The following is a 17,254-nucleotide window of genomic DNA, read 5'->3' on the forward strand; positions in this document are numbered from 1 at the left end:
TTTTATTCTTCAATATGGTAGAAACCTGTTTTTAACTGTTTCAATTCCTCTTCGGGAATTTCAGAGACTTCAACCTTTTCGCTCACGATATTACTTTGACCGAATGGATCCAACATTATTAAAGTGGCGGTTCCGTTTCCTTTTTTAAGATCTTCAATTTGTTTAAGAGTGTTTTTTGCATTTTCTTGTGACTGTGCATCTTCAAACAAATTCAAAGCTTTTTTAACTGCATCCTCAAATCGGATAAGAACGCCCTCTACGTTTGTTACAAATCCTTCGGATTTTGGTCCGGGTTCGACTTTAACGCCAATTTCAGGTATTTCAATTGTGGCGGACTGTGACCTGACGACCCTAACGGATAAATTGTTCTTATTTATTTCAATGACATATTTGGCAGGGTCATTCTGCTCTAAAGCTATTACATCGCTGTGTCTGTATCCACATTTGGGACATTGTATTGTTGTTTCCAAAACTTTTCCAAAATGAGGAATGTCAAGTTCCTTCATTATTGATTTTGCGACCCCTTCAATTCCGCATGCAGGACATTTGATAATCATTTCAGCAAGGTTATCTTCATTCATCTATAACATACTCCTTCACTTTTAATTCTCTGATGATCTTATCTAAACTTTCTTGGTTTGAAGCACAGATAGTGGTTTTCCTATACTCCGATAATTCGTATAATTGTGATAAGTATTCCTTTTTATCTTTATTTTCATTGATGTTTTTTATAAACATTTTGGCGGATGCACTATCGGACACGCCGACGTTTCTGATTAAAGGTTCCCTGAACCCTTTGATGTTGTAGGTGATTTTCTCCAGGGTGCCTTTATTTTTGTTGATTATGATGTCGATTACATCCTCCAGCTCGTCAATGTTATTGATCAGTTTGACCGTAGTGCAGGACCTGTTGATAACGGATAGGATCTTTTCCAAGGTCGATTCGATTGATTCTGTTTGGATTATGTTAACATCATTGGCCCGTGCCTGGGATAACAGGTGGTCATGAATGATCCTATTTTCCTTGAAGAAATCCAGCTGTTTTCCGCCTCTGTGAATCTCGACAGCCCTTTTCACAAATCTTTCTTTATGCGCTTCCTCATCGGAACACAATATGAAAAAGTAGATGTTTGCATAGTCTTCGAACTGTTCGGTGTTAATCAGTCCCGGCACCAGATGCACCCCTTCGATAATGATGTCGTCATAATCGGTAATCGCCCTTTGAATGATCTTTTCCAATGCAGGAATCACATATGATGCATGGTCGTCAAATCCTGCAGATACAAGTTCGTCATAATTTTTGTATCTGCTTTTGTTTCTGATATGCTTATAAGCATCATAAGATGAGCTATGGAGTGCTGGAGCATACTCTTTGCCGATAATTCCGCGCACAACCGCTCTTATAAAATCGCTTTCAATCAAATGCTTTATATTCAGTTTTTTGGCAAGTTCGGCGGCAATTGTTGATTTTCCGATTCCTGATGCGCTTCCGATAAGTATAACATAAGGCTTTCTCATGTTGATTCTCCTCTATGTTTATGTTAATTATTTTGTGTTTTTTTGATTAAAATATATTCTTATAATGGTGTTTTTTTCATTAGATATTTTAATATTAATTTAGATATCATTAGGTATACTTTAATAATTATCTTTTTAGAAATGAGGTGAATTCATGACTTGGGACATTAACACTAAAGAGGAACGAAGAAAGTCAGCTTTAAGAACATTGCTTGTATGCGGTGCGAGTATACCAATATCTATGATTATCCTTTATATTTTTTTTAAAGACATTAATAAATGCCTCTTTGTTTTATTAGGGATTATTGTATTAACTATTTATTATACTATTGTAATTTATAAAGGAGATTGGGTCGATAGAAAAATAGGTATTTATGATCCCAATTTTAATGGTGCTTCTTATCAAAGCGGAAATCTACTGCTGTTTTCATTTTATTTAGGTTTTTCCATTGCAGTATTTGGCTTCGGTTTGATTGAAAGTGGCATTACCTCCGCTGTTGGTTTTTCTTTTGCCGTTCTTTTTGTAGGTATTTTGACATTGTGGAGAACAAATGTATTCAATAATAACAGCCGGATTTTAGTATCTGAAGACATATTTGGAAATAAATATTGTAAAAAAGTATTAGGGTATCATCCTGTTTTCTTTTGGGTTCCTCTTATGGGGACTGCGTTAATGTTAGGCATGGCATTACATAATTTTTTAGATTCCATTCTTTACAATACTATTCCACTATTAAACACTACTATATGTGTTATTTTATCACTTTTAATCTGTTATATAGCAGTTTCACCACATATTGCAAATAAATATTTCCCATTCGAGATAAGAACCGCTTCTGGCCTTATAAAATTTATCATAGTAATCCTATGTCTAATGGCTGTTGGAAGCATATTAATTACCATAGCAAAAGGGTTTTAAAATATTATTTTAAACCATGATGGAGGTTATTCATCAAAGTTAAAAAATACAAAAGTAAATTAATATACGCACATGAAACTGTAATCCATTAAATGTTACACAGACTCTTTAAAAAACATGAAAGTGATTAAAATGAAACCAAAAACAAAGGTAATATTAGGCTTTGCAATATTTTTCATCACTGCAGCTGCAATAATAGGATACGGATACTATGCCGAGCTTTATCATCTCTATTAAAAGGTACGGCAGCACGTGTTGGGAAAATCATTTCTGTTGATGGTCATATTGTTCGACATATTACAAAAAAATCTGTGAATTCCGGTTTTGATAAATATCTGATGAACCTTGCAAAATCTAATGGGGGCACTATTGAGTATAATCCATACACTATTGTACGATATGGGACAATAGAAGCAATTTCAAATACAATGTATGGCACTACCAAAAAAGAATTAAATGATTATATAAAAAAATATATTTTTTATGAATATGTTATTGGACAAACAATTATTGATAATATTTTCATTGACTGAGGTAAAAACATGTCTTTTGAAAAAGAAAGGGATAAATTGAAATTAATCACACTAGTGATTTATATTGCTGTTTTTTTAATTTTATTATTAGTATCATTTATTTTGAACGATGGACGTTTTATAATGGCATTTCCATTATTATTATTATATCTCGGGAGTATTTTAAAGTTAGATTTTACAGCTTTATATCAGGAATATTTTCATGATAATTTCAGTTCATTTAAAGTTAATTGCCATGTATACTGGATTCCTTTTATTATATCAGCAGTTTTATGTGAAATTATTTTAAGAGCATTTTTCGATTCTAGTTTTATTTGGTTTATATTAAAGTTAATTGCTTCTGATTTAACTAATTAAATAGGAGATTATTATGAGATGATATTGTATCTAAAGAAGAATATAGATGATTTAAACAGAGGTTGGAATTATAATCGAGCGACCCATTTTATATTTGACGTGGGGACATCAATGATTCCGTCTGGAGGTGTATCATCTCTATTAAAAGGTACGGCAGCACGTGTTGGAAGTATTGTTTTATCAGATGGTCGTTTAGTTCGCCATGTTACAAAACAATCTGTAAATTCAGGTTTTGACAAGTATTTAATGAATCTTGCAAAAGCCAATGGTGGGGCACTCGATTATGGTTCCCATACTATTGATAGGTATGGAACACTCGAATCTGTATACAATACAATGTATTGGTCTACTGTAGGAGAATTTATTGATTATCATATGAAAATTTTATTTTTTAAACATGTGATTTTTCCATATTATATAGATAATAATCCGTAACAGGGAAGTGTTTGTTAATGAGTTTTAAAGAAAAAAATAATAGATTAATTATCATTTCATTCTTAATTTATATTGGAATATTTGTAATCTGCCTATCATTATCTGCATTTTATAATACAAGCAGATTTTTAGATTTCTTCCCATTTGTCATACTTTTTGTTTTTGTTGAGATTCGAAAGGAATTTGAAAGTCTTTCACTTGAATACCGTACTAGCTTGCCTTCATTTTCATATTTCCGCATAGTTATTTTTCCAATTTTGATTTCATTTATTGTCGCTGAAATTTGTTTAAGAATATTATTCAATACTGACTTATCAACCATTCCAATGCTTTGGAGCATATTTACAACAAATAACACCTGGATAAAATATCTGGCAGTGACTCTCATCACATTAGTGGTTTGGTATGTGATGGGACTCTCTAAAAAAAGAAGATTAAAATAGGAAATTACTAACATTTATTATACATTATAGACTTTTTAGAAGAAGATGAACAAAAAAATAATTCAACGAATAATACGAGTGGAGCTCCATGATAAAAAATAAATTATATAAATTCATATCCAAAGGGATTATAAAAGAGTATTTGAAGAGATCATAAGGTTATGCTGAGGATTTTCAATTTAGGGAGGCCATATATTATATCGATAAGATATTGAATCTAGATAAATATAATCATCTTGATTTAATACTTTGGAATGGGGTCTATTATTCGGAATTATATGACAAAGAAATGTCCTTTAAATGTTTTGATGAAGTTCAGAAAATTGTCTTTCAGGATGTTGCAATAGATTATTATAAAGGAGTGGCATGCATGAATTTGGATGAATATGAACTTGCAATTGATTGTTTTTATAAATTCTTAAAAGAAGATCAGAATAATGTTGATGCTTTAAGCAATAAGGGATATGCATATTACTTTTTGGGGAATTATAATGTAGCATTATATTATTTTGACAGAGCTTTAGAAAACAACAATGATTTAATGATGGTTTTGCAAAAAAAAATATTTGCTATTTTGAACTAGGAAAACATGATGATGCGATAAGGGGCCTAGAAGAACTTTTGGAATATGATTCTGAAGATGTAATGCTTTTAGGCCAGTTATGTAAGATGCACATGATTAATGGGGACTATGAAAATGCATTAGCATATGCAGATGAAATTTTAAAAAATAATCCGCATGACATATTTATAAAAATCACAAAATCAAAGATTCTAGCGGAGTTGGGCAAATTCAATGAATCGTTGGAAGGTTTTAAAAGAGTTTCTGAAATGAAATTTGATGATTATAACTTAATCAGTGTTTATTACGCATATTATGGCCAGTCACTTGAATTAATGGAAAAATACGATGAGGCTCTGAAGGTATATGATGAATATCTAAGCAAGTATCCTAATTTTCCAAAGGATGAAATCTTAAAGGAAAAGGAAAAAATCTCAAATCTGATTGAAGAATAGTTTTTCAACCGATTATTGTCAGAAAACATAAGTTAGGTAGTTAAATCACAATTCGAAAATTTAAAGAGAAAAATTCAAATAAAAGAGCCTTCTTAATAATCATAACCTAATTGATTTTTTCAAAATAAATCTCCTAAAAACATTTACATTTATTAATGTGAAAAATTATAATTAATAATAATAACATTTTTTTTAAAATTATTTTTAAAAAACTTAGGATAATAAATTTACATGGTTGTTATAAATTATAAGTTATAGGGGTGAAATTGTTGTATTCAGTAAATTCAGTAAAAGAGATTCAGGATTTAAATCCGTTTATCGTAGTGGGCTGCGGAGGCGGAGGAGAAAAATTCTCCAATCTTGAAGGTATCGAGACAGTAGGATTCATAGATGATGATGAAAGAAAACAGGGAAAAGAGTTTTGTGGCCAAATGGTGTCAGATAGCCTAGAAAACTGTTTGAAAATGGCAACTGATGCAAAGTCATTGGTCATAATGCTGCCGATAGGTGCAGAAGGCGCAGCTCTAAAATATGCTGTTCAGGCTATTGATGCCGGACTTAACGTAATCACATCATTCAGGTCTTTATCTGTTAGCGAAAACCTGTCCTTACAGAAATTTGCTGATGCAAAAAATGTTGTCATTAAAGAAATTGGCCCTAGATTAGATGTTGTTGAAAAAATTGCAGGTGTTGCTCCTGAAAAATCATGCGAAGTTTTGCCTAAAATTTCATACAAGCCAAAAGCACCGGTAATTTTCGTTGGAGGAACTTCCCAGGAATGCGGTAAAAGAACCACAACCAAAATGCTCGGTCTTGCAAGTGTGGAAAAAGGCTTGAAACCGGCAATCATATCCACTGACGAAATGGGACTTGAAGAACCTACTGACTTTAACTTCAGGGCAGGAAGCCTGTCTGCCATGGATGTTCCGGCAGCAGTATTATCTGCAATCAAATACGTTGAAGATACAAAACAACCAGACATTATTTTTATTGAAGGACAATCCAGCTTAACTGAAAAGGGAAATCCTCATCCAAGAGGATTGTCTGCAGCCATTTTAATCGGTGCTGCTCCTGATGCAGTTATTGTTGGACACAGACCAAATCACCCATATAGAGAGCCAAGAGGTATTACTGAAGAGATTAAGGCTATTGAAGCTGTTGAACCTACCAAAGTCGTCGGTTTATCAATCAACCTTAAGAATGCTGAATTGGATTTATGCCCAGAATTCTTTGAATCCAAATATAACTTACCTGCTGAAGATGTTTATAATAATGGAGCTTCTAAATTGTTAGATGCGATTCTTGAATATTTGAAGGAGTAATTTAAATGAGCTTTACAGACACATTAAAAAGAAGTTTAGGTTTTGAAGAAACTGAATCCGGTGAGAAAAAAGATAGGGAAGGCTTTAATTTAACCGAATTTATTAACAACTTCACAAAATCTAATAACCATGCACAACAGCAAAACAATGCTTCACAAAATGACTCCTGGTCCAAATCACAGCAAGACGTCACTGAGTATGATTATTTCGATGATGATTATGTGATTACTCCTGAACAGTCTTTTTATGAAGTGATTCTAATAAGGCCAAAAACCATTGATGACATTAACTATGTTGTTGACCAGATAATCGAAGAGAAAAATCCTGTCATTTTGGATCTGTCATTTCTTGAAAAGGAAAGTCCTGCTAACTTCAAATTAGCTGGAGATAAAATTAAACAAATGAGGGCAAGATATGGTGCTCAGGCATTGTTGTTGTCACGTTCAGAAGAGAAAAATTTAATTATCCTTTCTCCTAAAAAAGTGAGACTGGTCAATAAGGGTTAAGTAGATTCAATTCTACTTCTTTTACTATTTTTTTAAGAATTTCACATATCTGATTAAAACATAAATCACTATTATCAGGGCTATTGCCGTTTCTATAGTCAGGATTAAATGTAAAAAGTAATTTGGACTATTTATTTTTAAGATTCCTTTTGTTGCAAGTGCGCTTATTACAAATGGAAATGTGAATGCCGAAAAGCTGGGATAAAATTCCAGGTTCCTGTATTCGATAAGCTTATAGAATGCAAAAATGTAGAATATGCATGCAATCGAATAGAGTATGGTTAAAAATTCTTTTGAAGGGGATGGTGAGGAATTCAGATATCCGACTATCAGTATGCTTATTAATGCAGTGAAAATACAAATTAAAGGCTTATTCATGTTAGGAATATTTCGGTATCTTATGTATCTGTAGATTACCAATGGCAATGTCACAAGCATTGCCGCAAATCCTATTAAAAAGCATATGAATCCAATTTCATCAAGTCCATGTATGCCTGCAGTGATGGCTCCCATAGTTATTCCGACAAACACTATCCAGTAGCTAGGATAGACTGTTGAAATATCAAAGTTTCGTACAATAAAATGATATGTGAAGTAAATCATTAGCAGAATATGCAAGCTAATTCCAATTATCCATATAGCGCATGCAATTTCAGGCGTAAATTCAATGAGGTATGTAGATAAAAGCATCAAACTCATTGAAAAGGTACCGGAACTGCTGGCAATAACTGGGTTTTTGAAGTCATTCTTGATGTTCTGAGGATATAAAATCACTTTCAGAATCATTAAAACAATAAGCAGGACTCCTATTGCTCCAAACAGGTATCTTAAATGAGGGTTAATGTCCTGCAGGAGATTACCCAAAGACAATATGGCCAAAATCAATCCGGCCATTGGAATCGGGAGTTTTTTAATCAGATTCATGTTCCAACCATTTAAAATTCATTAGCTTATATTCTGAAATATTTTTCCGCATTTTTGTGTGAAATCTTTTCGATTTCGCTATTTTTGAAACCTAACCTTTTCAGTTCGCGGATTGTTTTAGGAACTGAAAGGGGGTCTGAAGGTTTGTTGCTCATATCGCTGTTCAATAGGAATCTGTCAAACCCGTAATTTTCTAAAATGTCAATTGCGCCTTTTGTATCAAGTTTCTGTGGCTGAACGGTCAGGCCGAGCATATAATCGCTGTCAATGACTTCGCCAATAACATCATGATTGATGTGGTCAATAACGGCCTGCTTTTCATCCAGATGTTGAGGTACAATATCCATGATTTCCTTCAGCACTTCAAGTTTGTTTTTCCTTGGGGTGTGGATGATGACTTTGGAGCCGGTTTCATCTGCAATGTCAAGCTGTTTTTTAAAGATGGCTATTTCATCTTCAGTCAAATCTTCAAGACCTATTTCACCGATGGCTACAATCTGGCCATTGCTTATCCAGTCATAAATGTTTTCGTATATTATTTCAGGTTTTGCTATTGTATTTGTAGGATGGATTCCCAATGCCACTTTCAAATCAATCCCGTATTCCAAGGCCCTCCTTGTGTCAAACTCCAAAATCCTGTTTAAATGATTTAAAAGGATAATTTCTGCATCTATCCTGTAGGGATAATAGCTGCAGGTTATGGCCTTGTCGATTCCGGATAAAAACATTTCCCTAAAATCTTCTCCGCTTCTTGAATCTGCATGGATATGTGTATCAATCATATTATCACGAACTTGTTTTATTTGATGTTATTTTGTTTTTTTTATTTTAAAAAAATAACTGATTATTTTTTCATTTAAAGTTTTCTCAAGTGTTATTTATCATATCTGTTCACTTCACAAGATTTTATATTTTTAGTAATAAAAATATTATGATATGTAATACTGCATAGGTGATTAATGTGGAAGAATATATCAGTATTTTAAAAATCTATGAAACTATTTCAAAAGAGGTTAAATATTTAACCAACTCCCTGGTGAGGCTGAAAATTTTAGCGACTTTGTATGAACAGGAATTAAACATGAAAGAGTTGAATAACATGACCGGGCTCAGCTACAGTTCAATTTCAAGCAACATGCATGATCTTGAAGTCGAAGACTACCTGTATCGGGAATCGAATAAATATTTCTTGTCCAACTCAACCAAATTGAAGGTTAGAAATGTATTGGAGCTGAATGGTGTCATCAAAGTCCTGAACGAATTTTTCAATATTCTGGATAAGCACATTGTTTGCATGATTCCTGAAAAGTCGATTGCAGAGATGAATCTACTTGAAAAGGCGAATATCATCGAATCAGATGGTTTTGACGTATATAGGGCATATAAGTATATTGCAGATGCACTGGACGCGGCAAATGATGTCAAATGCATTCTGCCTTTTTATTATGAGGAATTTAACGAGAAATTAAATAACTTGTGCTTGGAAAAGAAGAGCATTGACTTGATTGTATCCGATTTGGTGTTTGAAACATTTAAAAATAATTCAAAAATTAGTAAATTGGAGTCCTTCAGCGGTAAAAATAACTTTCTGTTGATTGTAACCAATCAAATGATGATTTTGGGACTGTTTAAGGATGATGGCTATTTTGACCAAAACAGATTGTTAACTTCAGATGATGAAGATTCAATCAGATGGGCTAATAATCTATTTGAAAATTTTAAAAATAAGAAATAAATGAGTTTTAAACTCATTTGTAATATTTTTCAAGATATTCGTTCAATTCATCTATTGGAATTCTTTCCTGAGCTTCTGTATCCCTGTCCCTGACAGTTACCTGATTGTCTTCTAAAGTATCAAAGTCAACTGTTATCGCTAATGGAATACCGATTTCATCAGCTCTGGCATATCTTTTTCCGATGGTTCCTGTTGCATCATATTCAACAGTAAATCCTGCCATCCTTAACTGTTCTGTTAAATCCAGTGCAATTTCACGAGGACCTTCTTTATTGACAAGCGGGAAGATTCCAAGTTGAACCGGAGCTACAGACTTATTGAATTTAAAGTAATCCTTTTCATCTGTTTCGGTAAATGAATGCAACAATACGGAGTAGGTGATACGGTCAATTCCGAATGAAGGTTCAATCACATGGGGAATTATCTTTTCTCCGGTTATATCCTCTTCAACCTCTTCAAAGATAAGTAAATCTTCAGTCACTTCGTAGGTTTTATCCAATTCAACGGTGAATTTACCGTCTTTTTCGATTGCGGCTTTGATTTCAGAAACGTCAGTATCTTCAATGGCCTGTTTTACTTTTGGTGAATCCCCTTTGAATATAGGTCCGAATTTGGATAAATTAGGTTTTACTATGCTTTTTTTAACCTTTTTAGGTTCGTCATATTCCACGAATACGTTCAAATCGTCATTACTGTACTCGGAGTGTGATGACAAGTCATAGTCTCCCCTGTCTGCAATTCCGATAATTTCAACCCAACCGTATTTGTCGGTTTTGACTTCAACATCCCAGCAGTCAAGTGCATAGTGAGCCATTTCTCCTTTAAGGTGTTGTCTGAATCTTAAAACATCTTCAGGGATTCCAATTTCAGTCAAAAACTTACGGGCCAAGTATAACTGGTAAATCAACATTTCGTTAGCTACAATTCCTTTATCAAGTGCTTCGCGAGCAGTGATTTCCAATGGCTCCAAATCATTTTCCTGAACTTCCTGTGAATTTAAGCGCAAAACGACATCTTCGATTTGTGAAAATTTAGGGTGGGTTTTATCTTTTGGATTTAGGAAGATTTCAGCTTCGGCCTGTGTGAATTCCCTGAGTCTGATGACTCCTTGCCTTGGTGAAATTTCATTTCTGTATGCTTTTCCAAGTTGCACTGCACCGAAAGGCAATTTTCCTCTGAAAAATCTTTCCAGACGTTTGAATAAAATGAATATTCCCTGTGCAGTTTCAGGTCTCATATAACCTACCTTATCCCCTTTTGCACCGATGGATGTTTTAAACATAAGATTATAATTCCAGATGTTTGAGAGTTTTCCACCACATTCCGGGCAAACAATGTCGTTGTCAATAACGATTTGGTCAAGCTCTTCATTTTCCAGGCTTTCAACATCCTCTCCGATAACTTCCTCAATGATGTGGTCTGCTCTGAACACTTCTCCGCAGCTTTCACATTTGCACATAGGATCGGTAAAGTTGTCCACGTGTCCTGATGCCTTCAAAACTTCTTCAGGCATTACGGTAGGGCCTTCAATTTCATAAAATCCTTCACCGGAAACGTATTGTTTTCTCCATTTCTGCATGATGTTATTTTTTAGGCTTGCTCCGAGAGGACCGTAATCGGTAAAACCGGATACTCCGGAGTAAATCTCAAAGGACGGCCATAAAAAACCTCTTTTTGCACTAATATTTGTCATTTTGTCGTGATTCATAAGTATTAACTCCATTATTTTTTCAATTCATAATCTAATTTAACTCTACTGCTTTCAGGTCTGGTCTGACCCATATATTTGCTGTTTCTATCAGGATGGCCATATGGTGTTTCTGAGGGGGTTGTCATTGTTTCAAACACTATTTGGCATACCCTTTGGCCGGGATATAATGCAACAGGCATTGCACCGATGTTGGATATCTCCAAAGTGATTTTGCCTTCAAAGCCAGGATCAATGAAACCGGCTGTAACATGCATTGTAACACCTAATCTCCCCATACTGGAACGGCCTTCGACTCTTGCAACCAGGTCATCAGGCACTTTAACATACTCCAATGTGGTGGCCAATGCGAATTCGTTCGGATGAATTATGAATGCTTCACCTTCATTCACAACGGTTGATTCCATGTAGGATGCAATGTCCTCTTCATCTTTAGGGTCAATATAAGGTTTTCTGATAACTTTAAATACTTTAAATTCATCTCCCAATCTCATGTCAACGGAAGATGGTTGTATTTGTTTTTCATTTAAAAGAGGTTCAAAACCAATTTTACCTTCCTCTAAATATTCTCTTATAGTTTTATCGCTTAAAATCGCCATTTTTTCACGCAAATATTTTTATAATTCTTTAATTTCAATTAAGTTATCCATCCTGTTAACTACATTTTCAATGGTTTCATCAGTGTAGCTAATTGTAATGGCATCAAATTTACAGGTATTGACGCAAAGGCCGCAGCCTCTGCAATTATCATAATTAATTGTGATTTTGTTATCGTTTATGCCGATGGCTTTAAACATGCACACTTCATCAAGGCATTTTTTGCACAGTCTGCATTTGTCTTCATGAAGTTTCACTTCAACACCGTCAAGCTTTTGCAGTTTGGCGCTGATTTCAGGGTCTAAATTGGGATGTACTTTCCACAGGCAGCAGCATGGGCAGCAATGGCATATTGTTAAAAGCCCTTTTCCGGGCCTTACATTCATCCATACTGTATCAATTTTATTTCTTCCAATGATATGGCTCAGTCCCGCTTCATCAGCTTTATCGACTTGAGCTAATGCCTCTTCAACAGTAGCCTGCTTTCCAATATTCTTTGGAATCTTTTTGCTGGTAGGTCCAAGGAAAATGCATCCGATGTCCTGAGGATAATCTTCGCAGTTGTTTGAAGTTCTGCAAAGGCAGGAATTCATGATGACAATGTCGTCGCTGCGTTTGATTACTTCCTTGATGATGTCTGTCGGCAGGAATTCAGAACCTTCTGATTCAATTTTCTTGTTTACGTTGATTGTATTCGGCACAACAATGATTTCATCATCTTCAAAAAGCATCTTGTCAATTATTTTTTTATATATTTTGGATTTTTTTGTTATCTCTGCTATCCAAAATCTCCAGTTGAAGATGTATTTCAATACAAAAATGCTAATGTCGGCAAAGCTTATTTTTCTCATTGTTCACCTATTTTGTTTTTCAATCGTCTTAATATGCCTTTAAATGTATGAGCTTCCCTTGCTGTAATGAAAGCTCTTGAAATAATGTTGTTGAATGTTTTAAGACCATTCCTTTTTTTATGGTCGGGAATATCTAAACTATCAATCAGATCGCGCATGTCTTTAATAAGATATTCCTTTTCCAGTTCGCTGCTTTCTTCAAGGCCTTGAACTCCGTAGTCATGCTTATTTTTGAATAGTTCGTAAAATATTATTGCAGCGGCATGTGAAATGTTCATGATTGGGTAAGTCGGATCTGTTGGAATGGAAACGCATATGTCGCAGTCTTCAATCTCTTTATTTGTAAGTCCGTTTCCCTCTCTTCCAAAGAGTATTGCTATTTTATTTGAAACGTTCATGGATTCACCAAGCTCTTCAGGTCTGAGAGGAATTCTTGAGAGGTTATAGCTGCCCCCAGCCATTCCTGTTGAAGCAACCTTAAAGTCAATTCTTTGTGATTGGTAAAAATCATCCAATGTTGGGAATATTTTCGCATCTTCGACAATATACTTTCCGTGTGTTGCCTGATAATACGCTTCATTTGTTAATGTTGGTGGATTTATCAATACTAGATTTTTCAATCCGAAGTTGGCCATTGTCCTTGCAAGAAAACCGATATTTCCGGGGGTTTCACATTCAACAAAAACGATGTAAATATTTTCCTTAAAAAGATTTACCTCTTTTTCCTCCTGTTCCCTTACGATTTTTGACCTGGCGGTCCCTCTGGATTGTTTTGTGGATTTTGCTTTTTTTGTGGATGTTGATTTTTTCTCAGGAGCACTTTCTTCCTTTTTTTCAGGTGAAGCCATGGATGTAGTTTCAACTACTTTCTCTTCACTCACTGCAGTATCTCCTATTTTAATCAACTCCTAATTCAATTATTCGTAAGCCTTATCCAATAATTCGAGAATGTGCATGCATTTCACATCATCACATCCAATTTCATTCAATCCGTCCTGCAGATTCAATTGGCAGAATGGACAGATTGTAATTACTGCATCAGCACCGGTATCCTTAATCATCTCTGCTTTTGATTTGGATAATTCCATTGCAATTTCCGGTTTTCCGGATTTGATTCCTCCTCCGGCACCGCAGCATTGGCAAGGATATAGCATTTCCTTAAATTCGACGCCAGGTATCTTTTCGATTATTTCCCGAGGGGCGTCCTTAATGCCTTGCCCTCTTGCCAAATGGCATGGGTCATGGTATGTGACGGTCATATTGACTTCTTTGAGTTTTTCTTCATCAAGCTTGTCCACTAAAAACTCGCTGATGTCCATCACATTTAATTTTGAGCCGAATTGAGGGTGGTTATTTTTTAATGTAGCTCCGCAACCGGAACAGATTGTAATTACAGTATCATAATCCTTAAAGACTTCCTTGTTTTTGTCAACAAGGTCCTGTACTATATCTACTTGGCCAGTTCTTAGCAGCGGAGAACCGCAGCATACCTGACCTTCAGGAACATCAATATCGATTCCATTTTCTTTTAGGATTTTAACTAATTTATGGCCGATTTCAGGGAATTTATAGTCCACCATACATCCGGTAAAGAAAGCCACTTTTGAGCCGGTTTCATTTTGCACTTCTTCAATGAATGAAGCCTTATCCGTTTTTACGGACCTTCCGGTTTCCATGATGTTTTCTTTGAATGCAACATGCTCCGGAAGAGGTCCTGAACCGTTTGCAACTGCAATCGCTCTCATTTTCTCTATTGCATCGCCGAAAGTATTGATGTTTTTAGGACATACTGCCAGACATTTGCCGCAGCTTGTACATTTGTACAGCCCTTCATCCAGCGCTTCCTTAAGCCTATCGAAGCTATCCCTCGGATCGGTTTCAAACTTATCAATGTATCTCATCAGATAAGGGCCGCCGAATTCTTCTGTTGCAATGTTGACGACAGGGCATGATGAAAGGCAGGAGTAACACTCAATGCAGCTTCTTACCTTTTTGGTGTCTTTTGTGTCTTCTTTGGTCATGCTTGTATCAAGTTCATTGCATTCGCGGTCGCATTGAAGGGATAATTGCAAATCTTTAACTTTTGCTTCAATACTTGATTTATCAACAATTAAGTCTTTAATGACCGGAAACTTGAGAGGTTCGATAATCGCACCGTCCTTGATTTCCTTTTGACAGGCTAGAGCTCCGTTTCCATTAAATAAAACGCCGCAGGAACCGCATTGTCCCGCTCTGCAGGAGCTTCTAAAACTAATATCAGCATCATATTTTTCATTAATAGCTTGCAAAGCATCAAGAACTTTCATATTGGGTGTCTGTTCGATTTCATAACACTCCAAATGTTGTTCGGCATCGATTTCGCTATTAAATCTTGAAACATAAACTTTAATCATCATTTCTCCCCATTTATAAAAGTTTATAAAACATTATAATATAATATTTATATCTTAAACTATTATATAATATATTGTATTAATGATAATTTTGAGGAAAGTATAATGAATTTAAAAGAATTAGTCACAGGAGTATCTGGTGAAAAACAATTTTTACTAGGTAATGAAGCTGCTGTAAGGGGAGTTATAGAAGCAGGCGTTTCTATTGCAGCGACATACCCAGGAACTCCTTCATCAGAAATTGGAAATGTATTATCCGTGTTAGCTAAGGATGCTAATATTTATTTTGAATTTTCTACCAATGAAAAAGTCGCCATGGAGGTTGCTGCAACTGCCGCGGCTTCAGGTCTCAGGTCATTCACATTCATGAAACATGTGGGCATGAATGTTGCCAGCGACTCTTTCATGACAACTGCATATTCCGGTGTCAACGGCGGAATGGTTATCCTGTCAGCTGATGACCCGTCACTTTTTTCATCTCAAAACGAGCAGGACACCCGTAATTATGCAAGATTGGCAAATGTGCCTATTTTAGAGCCTTCCAACTGTCAAGAAGTAAAGGACATGGTTAAATATGCATTTGATTTGTCAGAGCAATTCAATATACCTGTCATTGTCAGAACAACCACTAGGGTCTCTCACATGAGAGGTGTTGTCGAATTTGGTGATGTGAGGGATAACTCATCAAACAATGATAACCACTGGAAGAGGGGTCACTTCAACAAGGATCCGTCAAAATATGTTCCAGTTCCTGCATTTGCTGGGGATATGCATGTAAGGCTTTGGGATAAAATTCACAAAATTGAAGAAATTACAAATAAAAGCGACTTGAACAGGGAAATCACAAGCGAGAGTAAAAAATATGGTTTGATTGCTTCAAGCAGCGCATATAATTATGCCCATGACGTTGTAAAATTCAACGGTTTGGACGTCAACATTCTAAAATTGGGATTTTCATATCCGTTCCCTCAGGATAAGGTTCATGAATTTTTAAAAGATTTGGATGAAGTTTTCATAGTTGAGGAAGTTGACCCTATAATAGAAAGGGATACCTTGGCATGCATAGGAGCAAATAATCTTGATGTGCAGGTCCATGGTAAACTGGATGGAACTTTCCCGCTTTATCATGAATTCAATTCCGATGTAGTTGCAGAAGGATTAAATAAAATATTGAGCTTTAAAGAGGAAACTGATATTAGCTATTCTTCCAATTTGGAAAAATTATGTGAGGATATTCCGTCAAGAGCTCCTGTTTTATGTGCAGGATGCCCTCACAGGGCAATGTATTATGGAATTAACTTAGCGATTGATGAATTGGGCTTGAAGACTTCCGATGTGATATTCGCTTCAGATATCGGATGTTACACTTTGGGTATCAATCCGCCATATAATGCTGCGGATTACCTCCTGTCAATGGGTTCAAGCGTAGGTGACGGATGCGGATTTTCAGTTTCAACAGACCAGAAGGTGGCCAGTTTCATTGGAGATTCAACATTTTTCCACAGCGGAATTTCCCCGTTAATCAACGCGGTGCACAATAAGCATAATTTTGTTTTGACAGTGCTGGACAACAGAATCACTGCAATGACTGGAGGTCAGCCTAACCCTGGAATCCCAGTTGATGGAATGGGGGATGAGGCTCCTGAAGTTTCAGTTCGTAAATTGGCTCTGGCCTGCGGATGTGACTATGTGCGTGTAATCAATCCGTTTAATTTGGATCAGGTAGTAAAAACATATAAGGAAGCATTTGAAAGAGATGATACTGCCGTTATTATTTCAAAAGCACCATGTACATTAATTAAAGGCTTAACCAAAAAGCCACCGGTCAACTTCATTGAAGGAAACTGTAATTATTGTGATAAATGTGTAAATGAATTGGCATGCCCTGCCATTTCAAAAATCAATGGAAAAATCACTATCGACAAGTCACAATGTGACGGGTGCAATGTTTGTATTCAGGTTTGTAAGTATGGCGCTTTAGAGGCAGGCAGGTGAT

At 35.4% G+C, this 17,254-nt stretch carries 20 protein-coding genes; 11 read left to right on the plus strand and 9 right to left on the minus strand.

What is annotated here, in order from left to right:
• Nucleotides 1-2 precede the first annotated feature (2 nt).
• Nucleotides 3-581 carry a ZPR1 zinc finger domain-containing protein gene (locus tag E7Z77_RS01930; protein ID WP_292749576.1) on the minus strand — a complete coding sequence of 193 codons (579 nt, stop codon included), beginning with the start codon at nucleotides 579-581 and terminating at the stop codon, nucleotides 3-5.
• Nucleotides 574-1,518: a 3H domain-containing protein gene (locus E7Z77_RS01935; RefSeq protein WP_292749578.1), complete on the minus strand. Its 945-nt coding sequence runs from the start codon at nucleotides 1,516-1,518 to the stop codon at nucleotides 574-576. The genes E7Z77_RS01930 and E7Z77_RS01935 overlap by 8 nt, the downstream gene beginning before the upstream one ends.
• A gap of 154 nt (nucleotides 1,519-1,672) precedes the next feature.
• Here E7Z77_RS01935 and E7Z77_RS01940 point away from each other — a divergent pair, with 154 nt between their 5' ends.
• The 9 genes from E7Z77_RS01940 to E7Z77_RS01980 all read left to right on the plus strand — a co-directional run bounded on the left by E7Z77_RS01940 (nucleotide 1,673) and on the right by E7Z77_RS01980 (nucleotide 7,050).
• Nucleotides 1,673-2,437 (plus strand): hypothetical protein, encoded by a 765-nt coding sequence (locus tag E7Z77_RS01940; protein ID WP_292749580.1) that lies wholly within the window; start codon nucleotides 1,673-1,675, stop codon nucleotides 2,435-2,437.
• 338 nt (nucleotides 2,438-2,775) lie between these two features.
• The gene (locus E7Z77_RS01945) at nucleotides 2,776-2,970 is read left to right on the plus strand and encodes a hypothetical protein (RefSeq protein WP_292749582.1); all 195 of its coding nucleotides are present in this window, start codon (nucleotides 2,776-2,778) and stop codon (nucleotides 2,968-2,970) included.
• Nucleotides 2,971-2,979: 9 nt separating this feature from the next.
• A complete protein-coding gene (locus E7Z77_RS01950; protein ID WP_292749584.1) occupies nucleotides 2,980-3,327 on the plus strand; it encodes a hypothetical protein in 348 nt (115 codons plus the stop codon).
• 111 nt (nucleotides 3,328-3,438) lie between these two features.
• Nucleotides 3,439-3,762: a hypothetical protein gene (locus tag E7Z77_RS01955; protein WP_292749586.1), complete on the plus strand. Its 324-nt coding sequence runs from the start codon at nucleotides 3,439-3,441 to the stop codon at nucleotides 3,760-3,762.
• Nucleotides 3,763-3,779: 17 nt separating this feature from the next.
• On the plus strand, nucleotides 3,780-4,205 hold the full coding sequence (locus E7Z77_RS01960; RefSeq protein ID WP_292749588.1) for a hypothetical protein: 426 nt from the start codon (nucleotides 3,780-3,782) through the stop codon (nucleotides 4,203-4,205).
• Between the two features lie 289 nt (nucleotides 4,206-4,494).
• The gene (locus E7Z77_RS01965) at nucleotides 4,495-4,788 is read left to right on the plus strand and encodes a tetratricopeptide repeat protein (RefSeq protein ID WP_292749590.1); all 294 of its coding nucleotides are present in this window, start codon (nucleotides 4,495-4,497) and stop codon (nucleotides 4,786-4,788) included.
• Between the two features lie 38 nt (nucleotides 4,789-4,826).
• On the plus strand, nucleotides 4,827-5,222 hold the full coding sequence (locus E7Z77_RS01970) for a tetratricopeptide repeat protein (protein ID WP_292749592.1): 396 nt from the start codon (nucleotides 4,827-4,829) through the stop codon (nucleotides 5,220-5,222).
• 269 nt (nucleotides 5,223-5,491) lie between these two features.
• The gene (locus E7Z77_RS01975) at nucleotides 5,492-6,544 is read left to right on the plus strand and encodes a DUF1611 domain-containing protein (protein ID WP_292749594.1); all 1,053 of its coding nucleotides are present in this window, start codon (nucleotides 5,492-5,494) and stop codon (nucleotides 6,542-6,544) included.
• A 5-nt stretch (nucleotides 6,545-6,549) separates the two neighbouring features.
• Nucleotides 6,550-7,050 (plus strand): cell division protein SepF, encoded by a 501-nt coding sequence (locus tag E7Z77_RS01980; RefSeq protein ID WP_292749596.1) that lies wholly within the window; start codon nucleotides 6,550-6,552, stop codon nucleotides 7,048-7,050.
• 24 nt (nucleotides 7,051-7,074) lie between these two features.
• On the opposite strand, the gene E7Z77_RS01985 is transcribed toward E7Z77_RS01980, so the two are convergent.
• Together E7Z77_RS01985 and E7Z77_RS01990 are read right to left on the minus strand one after the other, a co-directional pair.
• Nucleotides 7,075-7,974 (minus strand): TDT family transporter, encoded by a 900-nt coding sequence (locus E7Z77_RS01985; protein ID WP_292749598.1) that lies wholly within the window; start codon nucleotides 7,972-7,974, stop codon nucleotides 7,075-7,077.
• Between the two features lie 26 nt (nucleotides 7,975-8,000).
• Complete coding sequence (locus E7Z77_RS01990) at nucleotides 8,001-8,756, minus strand: TatD family hydrolase (RefSeq protein ID WP_292749600.1); 756 nt, start codon at nucleotides 8,754-8,756, stop codon at nucleotides 8,001-8,003.
• A 179-nt stretch (nucleotides 8,757-8,935) separates the two neighbouring features.
• On the opposite strand from E7Z77_RS01990, the gene E7Z77_RS01995 reads away from it, so the two are divergent.
• Nucleotides 8,936-9,709, plus strand: a complete 774-nt coding sequence (locus E7Z77_RS01995; protein WP_292749602.1) for a transcriptional regulator FilR1 domain-containing protein — start codon at nucleotides 8,936-8,938, stop codon at nucleotides 9,707-9,709.
• 13 nt (nucleotides 9,710-9,722) lie between these two features.
• Here the strand turns inward: E7Z77_RS01995 and glyS are convergent, their stop codons facing one another.
• Genes glyS through tfrB form a run of 5 tightly spaced genes read right to left on the minus strand, consistent with a single transcriptional unit; the run spans nucleotide 9,723 to nucleotide 15,258 of the window.
• Nucleotides 9,723-11,417, minus strand: a complete 1,695-nt coding sequence (gene glyS / locus E7Z77_RS02000) for a glycine--tRNA ligase (protein ID WP_292749603.1) — start codon at nucleotides 11,415-11,417, stop codon at nucleotides 9,723-9,725.
• A 14-nt stretch (nucleotides 11,418-11,431) separates the two neighbouring features.
• Nucleotides 11,432-12,016 (minus strand): dCTP deaminase, encoded by a 585-nt coding sequence (gene dcd / locus E7Z77_RS02005; RefSeq protein WP_292749604.1) that lies wholly within the window; start codon nucleotides 12,014-12,016, stop codon nucleotides 11,432-11,434.
• Between the two features lie 18 nt (nucleotides 12,017-12,034).
• The gene (locus E7Z77_RS02010; RefSeq protein WP_292749606.1) at nucleotides 12,035-12,865 is read right to left on the minus strand and encodes a 4Fe-4S binding protein; all 831 of its coding nucleotides are present in this window, start codon (nucleotides 12,863-12,865) and stop codon (nucleotides 12,035-12,037) included.
• Nucleotides 12,862-13,770 (minus strand): TrmJ/YjtD family RNA methyltransferase, encoded by a 909-nt coding sequence (locus E7Z77_RS02015; protein ID WP_292749608.1) that lies wholly within the window; start codon nucleotides 13,768-13,770, stop codon nucleotides 12,862-12,864. The genes E7Z77_RS02010 and E7Z77_RS02015 overlap by 4 nt, the downstream gene beginning before the upstream one ends.
• Nucleotides 13,771-13,782: 12 nt before the next feature.
• Entirely contained in the window at nucleotides 13,783-15,258 is a 1,476-nt protein-coding gene (gene tfrB / locus E7Z77_RS02020; RefSeq protein WP_292749609.1) for a fumarate reductase (CoM/CoB) subunit TfrB, read from the minus strand.
• A 105-nt stretch (nucleotides 15,259-15,363) separates the two neighbouring features.
• Between tfrB and iorA the strand changes: the two genes are divergently transcribed.
• On the plus strand, nucleotides 15,364-17,253 hold the full coding sequence (iorA, locus tag E7Z77_RS02025; RefSeq protein WP_292749611.1) for an indolepyruvate ferredoxin oxidoreductase subunit alpha: 1,890 nt from the start codon (nucleotides 15,364-15,366) through the stop codon (nucleotides 17,251-17,253).
• The last annotated feature ends 1 nt before the right edge of the window (nucleotide 17,254 follow it).

Origin of the sequence: Methanobrevibacter sp. (assembly GCF_015062985.1) — an archaeon.
Lineage (GTDB): Archaea > Methanobacteriota > Methanobacteria > Methanobacteriales > Methanobacteriaceae > Methanocatella.

Bases quoted from the DNA above. Each gene is read 5' to 3' on its own strand.
- E7Z77_RS01930 (WP_292749576.1), bottom strand. From the start codon at position 581: ATGAATGAAGATAACCTTGCTGAAATGATTATCAAATGTCCTGCATGC.
- E7Z77_RS01935 (WP_292749578.1), bottom strand. From the start codon at position 1,518: ATGAGAAAGCCTTATGTTATACTTATCGGAAGCGCATCAGGAATCGGA.
- E7Z77_RS01940 (WP_292749580.1), top strand. From the start codon at position 1,673: ATGACTTGGGACATTAACACTAAAGAGGAACGAAGAAAGTCAGCTTTA.
- E7Z77_RS01945 (WP_292749582.1), top strand. From the start codon at position 2,776: ATGAACCTTGCAAAATCTAATGGGGGCACTATTGAGTATAATCCATAC.
- E7Z77_RS01950 (WP_292749584.1), top strand. From the start codon at position 2,980: ATGTCTTTTGAAAAAGAAAGGGATAAATTGAAATTAATCACACTAGTG.
- E7Z77_RS01955 (WP_292749586.1), top strand. From the start codon at position 3,439: ATGATTCCGTCTGGAGGTGTATCATCTCTATTAAAAGGTACGGCAGCA.
- E7Z77_RS01960 (WP_292749588.1), top strand. From the start codon at position 3,780: ATGAGTTTTAAAGAAAAAAATAATAGATTAATTATCATTTCATTCTTA.
- E7Z77_RS01965 (WP_292749590.1), top strand. From the start codon at position 4,495: ATGTCCTTTAAATGTTTTGATGAAGTTCAGAAAATTGTCTTTCAGGAT.
- E7Z77_RS01980 (WP_292749596.1), top strand. From the start codon at position 6,550: ATGAGCTTTACAGACACATTAAAAAGAAGTTTAGGTTTTGAAGAAACT.
- E7Z77_RS01985 (WP_292749598.1), bottom strand. From the start codon at position 7,974: ATGAATCTGATTAAAAAACTCCCGATTCCAATGGCCGGATTGATTTTG.
- E7Z77_RS01990 (WP_292749600.1), bottom strand. From the start codon at position 8,756: ATGATTGATACACATATCCATGCAGATTCAAGAAGCGGAGAAGATTTT.
- glyS (WP_292749603.1), bottom strand. From the start codon at position 11,417: ATGAATCACGACAAAATGACAAATATTAGTGCAAAAAGAGGTTTTTTA.
- dcd (WP_292749604.1), bottom strand. From the start codon at position 12,016: ATGGCGATTTTAAGCGATAAAACTATAAGAGAATATTTAGAGGAAGGT.
- E7Z77_RS02010 (WP_292749606.1), bottom strand. From the start codon at position 12,865: ATGAGAAAAATAAGCTTTGCCGACATTAGCATTTTTGTATTGAAATAC.
- tfrB (WP_292749609.1), bottom strand. From the start codon at position 15,258: ATGATTAAAGTTTATGTTTCAAGATTTAATAGCGAAATCGATGCCGAA.
- iorA (WP_292749611.1), top strand. From the start codon at position 15,364: ATGAATTTAAAAGAATTAGTCACAGGAGTATCTGGTGAAAAACAATTT.